This window comes from Serratia grimesii (assembly GCF_900186025.1).
Classification (GTDB): domain Bacteria; phylum Pseudomonadota; class Gammaproteobacteria; order Enterobacterales; family Enterobacteriaceae; genus Serratia; species Serratia grimesii.
Map to the genome: position 1 here is coordinate 720,967 of NZ_LT883155.1, position 14,089 is coordinate 735,055.

At 55.7% G+C, this 14,089-nt stretch carries 13 protein-coding genes and 1 riboswitch; of the genes, 3 read left to right on the forward strand and 10 right to left on the reverse strand.

Annotation, left to right across the window (positions count from 1 at the left end; translation table 11 throughout):
* Positions 1 to 119: 119 nt before the first annotated feature.
* The 7 genes from ilvN to sgrR all read right to left on the reverse strand — a co-directional run bounded on the left by ilvN (position 120) and on the right by sgrR (position 7,551).
* A complete protein-coding gene (ilvN, locus tag SGBXF1_RS03345) occupies positions 120 to 413 on the reverse strand; it encodes an acetolactate synthase small subunit (RefSeq protein WP_037420755.1) in 294 nt (97 codons plus the stop codon).
* Positions 414 to 416: 3 nt separating this feature from the next.
* Complete coding sequence (ilvB, locus tag SGBXF1_RS03350) at positions 417 to 2,111, reverse strand: acetolactate synthase large subunit (protein ID WP_061807364.1); 1,695 nt, start codon at positions 2,109 to 2,111, stop codon at positions 417 to 419.
* A gap of 111 nt (positions 2,112 to 2,222) precedes the next feature.
* Positions 2,223 to 2,339 carry an ilvB operon leader peptide IvbL gene (gene ivbL, locus SGBXF1_RS03355; protein ID WP_208295193.1) on the reverse strand — a complete coding sequence of 39 codons (117 nt, stop codon included), beginning with the start codon at positions 2,337 to 2,339 and terminating at the stop codon, positions 2,223 to 2,225.
* A gap of 88 nt (positions 2,340 to 2,427) precedes the next feature.
* A complete protein-coding gene (gene thiQ / locus SGBXF1_RS03360; protein WP_186427814.1) occupies positions 2,428 to 3,132 on the reverse strand; it encodes a thiamine ABC transporter ATP-binding protein ThiQ in 705 nt (234 codons plus the stop codon).
* On the reverse strand, positions 3,119 to 4,726 hold the full coding sequence (gene thiP / locus SGBXF1_RS03365; RefSeq protein ID WP_186427815.1) for a thiamine/thiamine pyrophosphate ABC transporter permease ThiP: 1,608 nt from the start codon (positions 4,724 to 4,726) through the stop codon (positions 3,119 to 3,121). The genes thiQ and thiP overlap by 14 nt, the downstream gene beginning before the upstream one ends.
* Complete coding sequence (thiB, locus tag SGBXF1_RS03370; RefSeq protein ID WP_186427816.1) at positions 4,702 to 5,688, reverse strand: thiamine ABC transporter substrate binding subunit; 987 nt, start codon at positions 5,686 to 5,688, stop codon at positions 4,702 to 4,704. Before thiB ends, thiP begins: the two co-directional genes overlap by 25 nt.
* A 57-nt stretch (positions 5,689 to 5,745) precedes the next feature.
* Positions 5,746 to 5,852: riboswitch (TPP riboswitch) on the reverse strand.
* A gap of 37 nt (positions 5,853 to 5,889) precedes the next feature.
* Positions 5,890 to 7,551, reverse strand: coding sequence for an HTH-type transcriptional regulator SgrR (sgrR, locus tag SGBXF1_RS03375; RefSeq protein WP_186427817.1), 1,662 nt, complete (start codon positions 7,549 to 7,551; stop codon positions 5,890 to 5,892).
* Positions 7,552 to 7,641: 90 nt separating this feature from the next.
* Between sgrR and sgrT the strand changes: the two genes are divergently transcribed.
* From sgrT to SGBXF1_RS03390, 3 genes are all read left to right on the forward strand, one after another.
* Entirely contained in the window at positions 7,642 to 7,815 is a 174-nt protein-coding gene (gene sgrT, locus SGBXF1_RS03380; RefSeq protein WP_186427818.1) for a glucose uptake inhibitor SgrT, read from the forward strand.
* Positions 7,816 to 8,026: 211 nt separating this feature from the next.
* A complete protein-coding gene (locus SGBXF1_RS03385; RefSeq protein WP_037420772.1) occupies positions 8,027 to 9,232 on the forward strand; it encodes a sugar efflux transporter in 1,206 nt (401 codons plus the stop codon).
* Positions 9,233 to 9,374: 142 nt separating this feature from the next.
* Entirely contained in the window at positions 9,375 to 10,847 is a 1,473-nt protein-coding gene (locus SGBXF1_RS03390) for a DASS family sodium-coupled anion symporter (protein WP_037420773.1), read from the forward strand.
* Positions 10,848 to 10,982: 135 nt separating this feature from the next.
* Here SGBXF1_RS03390 and leuD read toward each other — a convergent pair whose 3' ends face one another.
* The 3 genes from leuD to leuB are packed head-to-tail and all read right to left on the reverse strand — an operon-like array spanning position 10,983 to position 14,088.
* Positions 10,983 to 11,585, reverse strand: coding sequence for a 3-isopropylmalate dehydratase small subunit (gene leuD, locus SGBXF1_RS03395; protein ID WP_037420776.1), 603 nt, complete (start codon positions 11,583 to 11,585; stop codon positions 10,983 to 10,985).
* Between the two features lie 9 nt (positions 11,586 to 11,594).
* The gene (gene leuC, locus SGBXF1_RS03400) at positions 11,595 to 12,995 is read right to left on the reverse strand and encodes a 3-isopropylmalate dehydratase large subunit (protein WP_037420779.1); all 1,401 of its coding nucleotides are present in this window, start codon (positions 12,993 to 12,995) and stop codon (positions 11,595 to 11,597) included.
* Position 12,996: 1 nt separating this feature from the next.
* Positions 12,997 to 14,088: a 3-isopropylmalate dehydrogenase gene (gene leuB / locus SGBXF1_RS03405; protein WP_037420782.1), complete on the reverse strand. Its 1,092-nt coding sequence runs from the start codon at positions 14,086 to 14,088 to the stop codon at positions 12,997 to 12,999.
* Between the last annotated feature and the right edge of the window lies 1 nt (position 14,089).

A 14,089-nucleotide genomic window follows, 5' to 3' on the forward strand; every position in this document is an offset into this window, starting at 1 on the left:
CCATAGGGTGGGACACATGGACGTGTCCCATAATGGCCATTCGGTGCGCTAGGCCCGGGTATCTCGGGTCCAAAGACAACTTTGTCATCAAACTCGGGGGCGTAACGCCCCTCTGTACATTACTGGAAGAATGCCTCCAACTGTTCGAATACCCGCACGTCTTCGCTGTGGCGCTTTACCTGCAACACATCTTCGAGTTTTTCCACTTGGCTTATCATCTGCATCAGTCGTTGATCGTCCGCTACCAATAGCCAGATGCGGCTCTGTTTACCGTCTTTCAGCGGTAGACACAGAATGCCTTCCACGTTAAAGGCACGGCGGGCGAACAGACCGCACACATGCGACATCACGCCGGGATGGTTACGTACCGTCAGCTCCAGGATTACCTGCGGGTTATTGTATTGTTCTGACATGGCTTATTCTCCAATCATGTCGATGTTAGCGGCACCCGGCGGCACCATCGGGAAGACTTTTTCATTGATATCGATCAGCGCGTGGATCAGACAAGGGCCCGGGCGTTGGATCGCTTCTGCGAGAGCGGCTTGCGGATCTTCAGCGGCGTTCAAATCGCAGGTGTCCAACCCGAAACCGGCGGCAATCTTGATAAAGTCGGTACGCTTGGGATAGGCGGCGGCAAAAATACGCTGCTGATAAAACAGGGTTTGCTGCTGATGTACCAGTCCCAACGCCTGATTGTTCATCAGGATAATTTTCACATCCAGATCATGCTCAACGGCGGTGGCCATTTCCTGAATGTTCATCATCAGGCTGCCGTCACCGGAGAAGCACAGCACCTTGCGCTGCGGTTCGGCCAGGGCTGCGCCTATCGCTGCCGGCAGACCGAAGCCCATGGTGCCCAATCCGCCGGAGGTCAGCCACTGGCGCGGACGACTCAGCGGGTAGGCCTGCGCCACCCACATTTGATGCTGGCCCACGTCGGTGGTGATAATGGCGCTTTCATCCACGCAGCGCGCAGCAGCCAGCACCAGCCCATAGTGGCTCAGTGGATCTTCGGCATCCGGCATGCTGAACGGGAACTCGCGCTTCAGGCCGTTGACGGTGTCCAGCCATTCGCTGCGCGGCTGCGCCTCAATCTGTGGTAACAGCTGTTGCAATACCTGGCCAACGTCGGCATGAATGGCAATGTTGGCCTGCTTCACCTTGCCCAGTTCGGCACGGTCAATATCCACATGAATAATGGCGGCGTTCGGGCAGAACTGTTCGGTTTTGCCAATCGCCCGATCGTCAAAGCGGGCGCCCAGTACGATCAGCAGATCGGCCTCTTGCAGAATAAAGTTGGTGCTGCGTGCTGCATGCATCCCCAGCATGCCCAGCGACAGCGGGTGTTGCACCGGCATCGCACCCAACGCCATCAGCGTCATGGTGGTCGGCAGGTTGGCGCGTTCCGCCAGCTCAATCGCCTGTTGGTAAGCATTGGCGCAGATGATGCCACCACCCAGATACAGTACCGGGCGTTTGGCCTGGTTGATCATCGCAGCGGCCTGGGTTACGTCAGAGGCCTCAAAGGCCGGTGCCGCATCGGGAATGGCGATCGGCGGCAGTTCATCCAAATCGATCACCGCAGTTTGTACATCTTTAGGCACGTCGATCCATACAGGACCAGGACGACCGGATTCTGCAATCCGAAATGCATCACAGATCACTTGCGGCAGTTCGCGGATATCGCGTACCAAATGGTTGTGCTTGGTGATAGGAATCGAGATGCCGTAGGTATCTACTTCCTGGAAGGCGTCGGTGCCGATCATTGAGGAAGGCACTTGGCCGGTGATGCATACCAGCGGGATGGAATCGAGCTTGGCGTCAGCGATAGCGGTGACCAGATTGGTTGCGCCCGGTCCGCTGGAAGCGATACATACCGCCGCCTTGCCATTGGCACGCGCCATGCCTTGTGCCATAAAGCCCGCGCCCTGTTCGTGGCGTGCCAGTACGTGATGAATGCGGGTGCTTTGGCTCAGTGCGTCATACAGCGGCAGTGCAGCGCCGCCGGGAATGCCGGCAACGGTGGTGATGCCCTGACGTTCCAGCAGATGAACGATCAGCTGTGCGCCGGTGAAGCGGTTGCCTTGCTGTGGCGTGCCCGAAATTGCCATGTTCCTATCCTTTCTCAAGGCCGGTTCGCTTTTCTGGGCAGGGGGCTGAAACTAAAAACCCCGCCCGGTTTGCGCCGGCGGGGTTTGGGAATCGATGCGTTGATTCGGACCCTACGGCGCATTGCCGACGACCACCACCACACGCACGACGACCATCACCGCGGCTGGTAGCGCGGTAACTAGTAGGGTCGAAGTCAGCGAGGATGCGATCACAGGGAACCTTATCATCAGTAAAAAAAGTCAGGATTTTATAAAACCACAGGCGCAAAATTCGCACAACAGGTTTATTTGCGCAGCATAAAAAACGCGCTGCGGATCACGCTTTGTGTGAAATGCCGAGCACTCTGGCTTCTGGTGCGCTGCCGTCCAGCAGCGCCTGCGTTGGACCGTCGTAAAAAATGCGGCCATCGACCACCAGCAAGGTGCGTGGCGCAATACGTGCAGCATCATCCAGGTTGTGAGAGACCATCAGCAATGTCAGGTTGCGCTGGTCGCAAACTTCTTGCAGTAGCTGCAACATTTCATTGCGCAGTGCTGGGTCGAGTGCTGAAAAAGGCTCGTCGAGCAACAGGATTGGCTGTTGCCTGATCAGACAGCGGGCCAAGGCTGCACGCTGTCGCTGCCCCCCGGATAGCTGTGACGGCAGGCGCAGTACATGTTCTTCCAATCCGACTTGTCGCGCGATTTGTGCCAACTGTTGCTTCTGTTCTTCGTTCAGCCGCAATCCGGGATCCAAACCTAATCCGATGTTTTGCGCCACCGTCAGATGGGCGAACAGGTTATTTTCCTGAAACAGCATCGAGACAGGGCGTTTAGCCGGTGGCGTTGTGGTGTGGTCGCTGCCATCTAGCCGCAGTTTACCGCTGGTGGCTGACAGGAACCCGGCAATCAGGCTAAGAAGCGTACTTTTGCCCGCCCCGCTGGGGCCAAGCACCGCGACACGTTCGCCTGGTTCAATGCGTAGATCAAAGCGCATTGGCAGGTGTTCATACAGGTAGGTCAGTTTTTCAAGATCTATCATGGTGGCCCGGTAAACGTTCGATCAGGGTAAACAGCAGGAAGCACAACAGTAGCAGCAACAGTGCGGTGACCGCGCCGTCATTACTGCGATAGGCACCAATCTGCTGATACAGGTAAAAAGGCAGGGTGCGGAAGTGCTCGTTGCCAAACAGGGCCACCACACCGAAATCGCCAATCGACAGTACGCAGGCGAAGGCCAGCGCCTGGGCCAGTGGGCGGCGCAATGCTTTTAGTTCGATAAGCCGCAGTCGCTGCCAGCCGTGGATATCCAGCGACAGGCACAGCGGGTTATAGCGTTCGGCCAGGTCACGCATCGGGTTTTCCAGCACTTTCAGCGCGTAGGGCACCGCCATCAGTGCATTGGTGAGGATCACCAGCGCATACGGCGACTGCGGCAGCCCCACGGTATCGCTTAACAACAAGAAGAAGCCGGTCGCCAGCACGATACCCGGCATTGCCAGGATCACCATACCGCTCAGCTCAAGTCGCTGGCCCCAGCGCAGCCGCTGTTGCAACTTCAGCTCACGGCTGCTCCACAGCAGCATCATGGTCAGTACCACGCACAGCGCACCGGCACCGAGAGCAATACGTAACGAGGTGAATAACGCCTGCCACAGCACCTGTTGTTGCAGTACGCTGACCAGGCTTTGGTTGGCACCGTCGGCAATGACGGCCAATAGCGGGGGCAGCAGCAGTAGCAGCGCGGCGGCAATCAGCAAAAAATCACTCACGCGGCGCCACAAGCTGTCTTCCGGATTGCGCCAGATGTGGGCATGGGTACTGCCCACGGGCAGCGCCTGACTCAAGCGCTGGCTGAGCACCACCAGCCCCAGGCAGCAGGCCAGTTGGATCAGAGCCAGCAGTGCAGCGCGGCTGAGATCGTAGTCATAGCTGAGCGCCTGGTAGATCGCCAGTTCGATGGTGGTGGCCTGCGGCCCGCCGCCCAGTGACAACACGGTGGCGAAGCTGGCAAAGCACAGCATAAAGATCAGCGCGCCGCTCGGCAGGATCTGGCGACGCAGTGCTGGCCACTCAACGAAGCGGAATTGCTGCCAGCCGCTCATGCCAAGCTGGGCCGCTAATTGGCGTTGTTCGACCGGAATATTTTCCAGTGCCTGCAGCAGCAAGCGAGTCGCTAACGGCAGATTGAAGAACATGTGTGCCAACAGGATGCCCTGCAAACCGTAAGGGGAGAAACTGTAGTTAATGCCGAGCCAACCGCATATTGCAGCCAGCCAGCCTTGTCGGCCATAAACACTGAGCAGGCCGAACACCGCCACCAGTACCGGCAGCACCAGCGTCATGGCGCACAGCCGCAGCAGTAACTGGCGGCCGGGGAAACGGCGACGGAACAGTGCGCGTGCCAACAGGATCGCGGGCAGCACCGAGATCAGCGCCGACAACAACGCCTGCCAGAAGGTGAAACGCACCACATGCCACAGGTAGCTGTCCTGCCACAGACCCCGCCAGTCGCTTTCGGGCGCGTGTCGCCACAGCGAACCCATCGCCAGTACGGCGACGGTCAGGATCAGACCGGAAGCCAGCAGCCCCGGCCATAACCAGCGTGGGATCAGTGGCTGACGGCGGTTTGCCATGCCCGGATCCAGTTGCCGCGTTGTTTAGCCACGTCTTCAGCGCTGTATTGTAGCGCTGTCTGCGGTACGGTCATTTGCTCAAAACCTGCCGGTAGTTGGGTTTTGATCACCGGGTACATCCAGTTACCGGTAGGAATAGTGTTCTGGAACGCTGGAGTCACCATAAATTGCATAAAGCGCTCGGCCAGTGCCGGTTGTTTGCTGGCCTTGAGTTTGCCCGCCACTTCGACTTGCAGATAATGACCTTCGCTAAAGTTGGCAGCGGCGTAGCTGTCTTTCTTCTCTTCAATCAGATGATAGGCCGGAGAGGTGGTGTAGCTGAGTACCAGATCGCCTTCACCTTTCAGGAACAGACCGTAGGCTTCACTCCAGCCCTTGGTCACGGTGACGGTTTTCTTCGCCAGTTTCTGCCAAGCTTCGGGGGCTTTGTCACCATAAACTTTCTGCATCCACAGCAGCAGCCCCAGGCCCGGCGTGCTGGTGCGAGGATCTTCGTAAATCACTTTCCAATTTTGGTCGCTGTCGACCAGTTCTTTCAGGCTTGTGGGGGGATTTTTCAGTTTTTCTTTATTGTAAACAAAGGCAAAGTAGCCGTAGTCGTAAGGCACGAAGGTTTTATCCTGCCAGCCGCCGGGGACGCTTAACTGAGCGCTGTCGACGTTGCTTGGTGCGAATAAACCGGTTTGCTGCGCGGCCTGTAACAGGTTGTTGTCCAACCCCAGAACCACGTCGGCGGCACTGTTTTTGCCTTCCATACGTAGACGGTTAAGCAGTGATACGCCATCTTCCAGTGCCACGAATTTCAGCTCACAGTCGCACTGGGCCTCAAAGGCCTTTTTGACTGCCGGACCAGGGCCCCAGTCTGCAGCGAAGGAATCATAGGTGTAGACCGTCAGCGTGGGTTTGGCGAACACCGGCGCGGCGCTCAGCAACAATAATAAGGGCAGACTTTTTTTGACCACTTTGCACTCCTGAACATTTAGGGGGCAAGGGTATCTGAGGGGGCGAGTGGCGGCTGCCGGTTCGCTAGGCTCAAATCCCTCCGCCGGTATTGACCGGATCAGGTTCGACGGGTTTATTCTCAGCAAAATCGGCACGCCGCATTTTTGCACCCCGTTGAGACGGCGCCATTGTAAAGACTAACGGGCGTCGGTGAAAGGCGCTTATGCTTCCGGCGGCGCAAACCACGCGGATTTAAAATCAAACCAGCCGAGGGTGTTCATCCGCACACCGCGCATACTGCGTTGACCATGCAATTGCAACCAGTGGTGGAACAGCGGGTGTAGCTGATGGCTGCTGACCAGACGTCGGCCAAAATCGGCCAGCGGTAAGGTATTGGCGCGCCACAACGTCGCATCTTCAGCGAGATCTTCATTCATGCAGTGCTGCATTAGCGGCAACTCATACAGCGTGGCGAACAGCGAGAATTCCAGCGGCAGATAGAAGTTAGCGCTGCCTAGCCACACATCGCTGATCGCATCGCCTTTATGCCAGGTATCGTAATCGACGATCTGAATCTTCAGCTTGATACCCTGTTGCACCAGCAAGGGTTCGATCGCCTGTTGAATGGCGTGGAATTCCGAGTGTTCGCTGTAGAAGGTCAGTGTCAGTTCGGTTAACCCAGACGGCTTGGATTGTAGTGCCAGCGCACGGTTATGGTGCCAGCGCGGCAGAATGCCATAGGCGGGAGACCAATAGCGTTGATAGACTGGCCCGGCGTTGCTCAGCAGTGAAATCGGGTTGATCAACTCACACAGCCAACTGCGAATGGCCGGATCCGCCGCCAATGAGGAGCGCTGATCAAACAGCAGGAAATAGCAGCCTTCTTCCAACCGGCTTTCCAGTTCATTTTTGCCAGTGTCGTCCGCCTGCAACTGGACGCCGGAGTGCACCAGTTCTTCGGTCACTTCCGGCAGCACCCAGATGTTCACCTCATCGATCAGTGCGCGGTAACCAAAGTAATCGTCGAAGGCGTGAATTTTCATCTGGCTGCGGTGGTTGCGTACCACACTGTACGGTCCGGTTCCTATTGGATGGCGTGAGAACTCCGGCAGACTCTGCCACTCACGTGGGAGGATCATGGCGTGCACAGAACCCAGCAACCAGGGTAGCCAGTAGTCGGGGCTGAGCAGGTGCACGTCAATCACGTATGGCGTCGGCGAGATCACGCGCTCGATATGGGAAAACAGGGGCTGTGGCATCAAGCGACTGAGCGTACTGATGACATCCTCCATTTCCAGCTCGCGGCCATGATGAAAATGAATCGCCGGACGCAGATAAAAACGCCAATGCAGCGGTGTTAAAGCTTGCCAATGATGCGCGAGGTCTGATTCCAGTTCCCCGTTTTCCTCATTTATGCGCGTCAGTCCGCTGAAAATCTGCCGTGCCAAATGGGTTTCCGAACGTCGTAACGCTGAACCGGGCAACAGGTTGTACAACTGGCGATAGTAGAGCACGCGCAGAATGTGTTTGCCCTGACGAAAGCTGCGGCCCAGTTGGGACAGCAGCATCTGCCGCACCACATTTTTATCGCCGACCAGTTGCACCAGTTGATCAATACGGTCTTGCTCCAACAATTCTTCCGCACGCTGCTGCTGCAATGCCAGGCCAGTGTAGTGGAAGGTGAGCCGCGAACGTTTACCACGCCCCGATTCCGCTTGCCAGGTCAGCCAGCCTTGCTGCTGCATGGCTCCAAGTAACGAACGCACGTGACGACGTGAGCAGGTGAGCACTTCGGCCAGCTCTTGCAGCGTGGTATCGGTCGGCTCGCCATGGCAGCGTTGCCACAGACGAATGAACTGCTGTTGCAATCTGGAGGTGGACATAAAAGAGGAACGCTCCGGTATCAACCCATCAATTTATCTTTCCCTATATTACGCCGATAATTTTCCTCAATGAAAGGGGGAGGGCGACAGATGAAAGTTTTCTTGTCAAAACAGTTCTATCAACGGTATTTCAGCGCGGTACGCCGCCAGCATGCCGATTGGCTGGGGCTGGTGCCTGAACAGGCGCGGCTGGATATGCTGGCTCACCTGACCCAATGGGACATCCATAAGATGGCGGACAAGGAATATCGCGAGCATCTTTGATGCGACAACTGAGTTAGGCCACTGCGCTTTGAGCAGCAACATCGCGGCTTGAAAGGCGAAGGGCACAAGAGTTTCTGAGTAATGGTGCTGTTTCACCAGCCAGTGGGGTCATACCCACTGGTTTTTTTATCACCAGCCGCGGTGATGTTCTTGCAATTTATCTGCCGTAGCCTAAGGTTCTCTCTTCCGCATTAGGGCCAGGGACGACAATATGAAACGTCTGTACGGGTTACCACGCCGCTTTAATCCCATTTTTGCCGCTTTCCTGCTGATTGCGTTTCTTTCTGGCATTGCCGGAGCGTTATTGGCCCCGACGCTGAGCCTCTTCCTTACGACTGAAGTTAAGGTACGGCCACTGTGGGTTGGTCTGTTTTACACCGTTAATGCCATTGTCGGTATTGCCGTCAGTTTTCTGTTGGCCAAGCGTTCGGATACGCATGGCGACCGGCGTAAGTTGATTCTGGTGTGTTGTATTATGGCGATCGGCAACTGTCTGTTGTTTGCCTTCAACCGTGACTATTTGACGCTGATCACCGCCGGTGTGCTGTTGTCGGCGATTGCCAATACCGCGATGCCGCAAATTTTCGCGCTGGCGCGAGAATATGCTGACAGCTCGGCGCGTGAAGTAGTGATGTTCAGTTCGGTGATGCGTGCACAACTGTCGCTGGCATGGGTAATTGGCCCGCCGCTGTCGTTTACGTTGGCGCTGACCTACGGATTTACCGTGATGTTTGTAATTGCGGCGACAACCTTTGCTGTCTGTGCGTTACTGGTGTGGTTTACCTTGCCATCGGTGCCGCGTGCTGGGCAGGAAGTTCAGGACAATGTACTTACCAATACGGCTTCGGCGCCTATTGCACCCGCCAGTGCCTGGCGTAACCGTGATGTACGGCGCTTGTTTATCGCCTCGATGCTGATGTGGACGTGCAATACGATGTATATCATCGATATGCCGCTCTATATTACCGCGGATTTGGGGCTGCCGGAGAATCTGGCGGGCCTGCTGATGGGCACTGCGGCGGGGTTGGAAATTCCTGCAATGCTGCTGGCCGGCTATTACGTCAAACGGTTCGGTAAGCGCAACATGATGTTGTTTGCTGTGGTGGCGGGTATTTTGTTTTATGCCGGGTTGGTGATGTTTAAATTCAAGCTGGCTCTGATGGTGTTACAGCTGTTCAACGCCATATTTATCGGCATTATCGCCGGTATCGGCATGCTTTATTTCCAGGACCTGATGCCGGGACGTCCGGGGGCTGCGACGACGCTGTTTACCAATAGTATTTCTACCGGTGTGATTCTGGCGGGGGTACTGCAGGGGGCATTGGTGGAAAACCTGGGCCATTATGCGGTGTATTGGTTCGCGACCATCCTGGCAGTAGCGGCGTTATGGATGAGTGCTCGCGTGCGGGAAGTGTGAGTTTTAACATCAGCAACATTGACGCATGTCATTGAGAACATTACGCCAACCCTCCAAGCTAAAGGGAACACGGAGCGTGACTGCTACGCTCCCGCCCATCTTGCTGCTGAGATGCCGATCCGTTTAGAAAAGTGGGTATGTTATGGATAAACTAACACCGCTCAAGCCTGTTCCTTCCCTGTTTGCCCTCGCTGCGACTTTGCTAATTTGGTTTGTGATCCCTGTGCCTGCTGGGGTAGAGCCCAATGCCTGGCATTTACTGGCGCTGTTTATCGGCACTATTATCGCCATTATCGGCAAAGCGATGCCCATTGGTGCCGTTTCGGTGGTGGCTATTGCGCTGGTAGCAGTGACCGGTGTTACCAACCCGGGTAACCCAGGCGCGGCGCTGAATGATGCGCTGAGCGGATTTTCCAACCAATTGATTTGGCTAATTGGTTTCTCGATCATGATCTCTCTTAGCCTGAACAAAACCGGGTTAGGGGCGCGCATTGGCTATTACTTTATTTCGCTATTCGGCAAAAAGACACTGGGGATCGCCTATGCATTAACGCTGGCGGAGACCACGTTGGCACCGGTAACGCCAAGCAATACTGCCCGTGGCGGCGGGATTATCCACCCGATCATGAGATCGATCGCCGATAGCTTTGGCTCCAAACCCGAGTTGAATACTTCCGGTAAGATTGGGCGCTATTTGTCACTGGTGAATTACAATATCAACCCCATCACTTCTGCGATGTTTATCACTGCTACGGCACCTAACCCATTGATCGTCAGTTTGATTGCCAAAGGTACCCATGGCAACTTTGAGCTTACTTGGTCAATGTGGGCTGTTGCAGCTCTGGTGCCAGGCTTGTGCTCGCTCATCGTTATGCCGCTGGTCATTTATCTGTTGTATCCGCCGGAAGTAAAAAGTACCCCGGATGCACCACGTTTCGCCCGGGAAAAACTGCAGGCCTTGGGGCTAATCACATTACCCGAGAAAATCACTTTGGCGGTGTTTGCCTTGCTGTTGGTGATGTGGGCAGGTATCCCAGCGATGATCTTTGGTCCGGCATTGTCGGTTAACCCAACCACTGCGGCGCTGATTGGCCTGGCGGTGCTATTGGCGACGGGGGTGTTGAGCTGGGAGGATGTACTGAAACACAAGGGCGCTTGGGATACGGTCGTGTGGTTCTCCGCGCTGGTGATGATGGCCAGTTTCCTTGGTAAGTTGGGATTGATCAGTTGGCTGTCGCAAACGGTGGGCAACGGTATCGATCACATGGGTATGAGCTGGGTAGGTGGTACGGTGTTACTGACTATCATCTATCTGTATTCGCATTACTTTTTCGCCAGCACGACCGCGCACGTCACTGCCATGTTTGCCGCGTTCTTTGCTGCCGGGGTTGCACTCGGTGCACCGCCCGCGTTGCTGGGGCTTATCCTGGCGTTCTCTTCTTCACTAATGATGTCACTGACTCACTATGGCACAGGTACGGCACCGATTATTTTCGGCTCTGGCTATGTGACGCTGGGTGAATGGTGGAAGGCCGGTTGGGTGATGAGCGTAGTTAACCTGCTGATTTGGATGTTGATTGGTGGGGCGTGGTGGAAGTGGCTAGGTTACTGGTGAAACCCGTCATACTTGAAACTGCCGCTGTCTTGGCTGCGTAAGCACACCCCTGTTACTTAGTTCACTAAGCTTCAGGGGATTCTTACTTGCAGCCTTGCCGCAGTTCCAATTATGTAGGGTATTAGTAGCCGATGATCAGTTCAGAAACGCCGGCTGCTGTGCTTCGTAGCGGGAAATATCCGCTTCGTGCTGCAACGTCAAACCGATGCTGTCCAGCCCATTGATCATGCAGTGGCGACGGAAGCTGTCAATTTCGAACGGATAGCTTTTACCACCTGCGTTGACGGTCTGATTTTCCAGATCAACCACGAACTCCACACCTTCATTGTCGGCCACCAGTTTGAACAACTCATCGACTTCTTGTTCGCTCAGTGTGACAGGCAGCAACTGGTTGTTGAACGAGTTGCCATAGAAAATATCAGCGAAGCTGGGTGCGATCACGACTTTGAAACCGTAATCGGTCAGTGCCCAAGGCGCATGCTCACGTGAGGAACCACAGCCAAAGTTTTCACGCGCCAGCAGGATGCTGGCCCCTTTGTAACGCGGTTTGTTCAGCACGAACTCCGGGTTCGGTTGCTGACCGGCATCGTCGAGAAAACGCCAGTCGTTGAACAGGTGCTGGCCGAAACCTGTACGCGTTACTTTCTGTAAAAACTGTTTTGGGATGATGGCATCGGTGTCGACGTTAGCCGCGTCCAGAGGTACGACTAAACCGATATGCTGAGTAAATTTAGACACGTTAGCCCCTTAGTGAATATCACGGATATCGGCGAAATGACCGGCAACGGCCGCCGCAGCAGCCATCGCAGGGCTGAGCAGGTGAGTACGTCCACCACGGCCCTGACGCCCTTCAAAGTTACGGTTGCTGGTGGACGCACAGCGTTCGCCGGGGTTCAGGCGGTCGTTGTTCATCGCCAGGCACATTGAGCAACCTGGCAGACGCCATTCAAAACCGGCTTCAATAAAGATTTTATCCAAGCCTTCCGCCTCTGCCTGCGCCTTCACTGGGCCGGAACCAGGCACCACGATTGCCTGAACGCCGTTGGCAACCTTACGCCCCTTGGCGATCGCTGCCGCTGCGCGAAGATCTTCGATGCGCGAGTTGGTACATGAACCGATAAACACTTTGTCGATCGGCACGTCAGTCAGCTTGATACCCGGTTTGAGGTCCATATAGGCCAGTGCTTTCTCGGCAGAGGCGCGTTCGACAGGATCGCTAAAGGATTCCGGTGCAGGGATCACCTGATTGACGGCAATCACCTGGCCTGGGTTGGTGCCCCAAGTGACTTGTGGCGCAATATCTTCTGCGCGTAAGCTGATCACAGTATCGAATTTGGCATCGTCATCGGACTTCATAGTACGCCAGTAGCTGACAGCCTGTTCCCAGTTGCTACCGGTCGGCGCAAACTGGCGGCCCTTCAGATAATCAAAGGTGGTGTCATCTGGTGCAACCAAGCCAGCTTTGGCACCCATTTCGATCGCCATATTGCACAGGGTCATGCGGCCTTCCATACTCAGCGCTTCGATCGCCTTTCCGCAGAATTCCACTACGTGACCGGTACCACCGGCGCTGCCGGTTTTACCGATCACCGCCAGTACGATGTCTTTGGCGGTAATGCCAACGGCGGCATCCCCGGTGACTTCAATTTTCATCGTTTTGGCGCGGCCCTGTTTCAACGTCTGGGTCGCCAGTACATGTTCGACTTCCGAGGTACCAATACCGAATGCCAGCGAGCCGAAGGCCCCGTGAGTTGCGGTGTGGGAGTCTCCGCACACGATGGTCATACCCGGCAGAGTCATACCCTGCTCAGGGCCGATCACGTGCACGATCCCCTGGAACGGGTGGTTCAGGTCGTACAGCGAGACACCAAATTCCGCGCAGTTCTTGATCAGTTCCTGCATTTGAATTCGTGCCATTTCACCGCTGGCGTTGATGTCTTTGGTCTGGGTCGAGACGTTGTGATCCATGGTGGCGAAAGTCTTGCCGGGTTGGCGAACCTGACGGCCCATGGCCCGCAGGCCATCAAACGCCTGCGGCGAAGTGACTTCGTGCACCAAATGACGGTCGATATACAGCAATGGTGTTTCGTTCGGGGCTTCGTACACCACGTGGGCATCGTACAGCTTTTGATATAAGGTTTTGCCCATGTTATGCCCCTTGAGTTACGAAGCGGGCGATAATGTCACCCATTTCATCAGTGCTGATCGCTTTACCTTCACCGGCCAGATCGGCAGTGCGGTAACCTTGTTCCAACGCCTGGTTGATGGCACGTTCTACGGCATCAGCCGCATCAAAGGCACCCAGGCTGTAACGTAACAGCAGGGTGGCAGAAAGGATCTGAGCGATCGGGTTAGCGATACCTTTGCCCGCGATGTCTGGCGCAGAGCCACCCGCGGGTTCATACAGGCCGAAGCCTTGTTCGTTCAGGCTGGCTGATGGCAGCATACCCATTGAACCGGTGATCATGGCGCATTCGTCGGACAGGATGTCGCCGAACAGGTTGGAGCACAGCAGCACGTCGAATTGGGACGGATCTTTAATCAGCTGCATGGTGGCGTTGTCTATGTACATGTGTGACAGCGACACGTCCGGGTAATCTTTAGCAACCTGATTGACCACTTCACGCCACAGGATCGAGCTTTGCAGCACGTTGGCTTTGTCGATAGAGGTGACTTTGTTGCGACGTTTACGGGCGGACTCAAAGGCGATGCGTGCAATGCGTTCTATCTCGAAGCGGTGATAGACCTCAGTATCGAAGGCACGTTCCTGCATACCTTGGCCTTCACGGCCTTTCGGCTGGCCAAAGTAGATACCGCCGGTCAATTCACGCACACACAGGATATCGAACCCACGGGCGGCGATGTCTGCGCGCAGTGGACAGAATTCTTCCAACCCTTGGTACAGACGAGCGGGACGCAGGTTACTAAACAGCTTGAAGTGCTTACGCAGTGGCAGCAACGCGCCGCGTTCAGGTTGTTCGGCCGGCGGCAGGTGTTCCCATTTCGGGCCGCCCACGGAACCGAACAGGATCGCATCGGCTTGCTCGCAACCTGCGAGGGTAGCTTGTGGCAGCGGGCTACCATGGCGGTCGATAGCGATGCCACCGACGTCATATTCGGCTTCGGTGATGCGGATATCAAAGCGCTGACGCACTGCGTCCAACACTTTACGCGCTTGGGCCATTACTTCTGGACCGATTCCGTCTCCGGGTAAGACGGCAATGTGGTAAGTCTTCGTCATG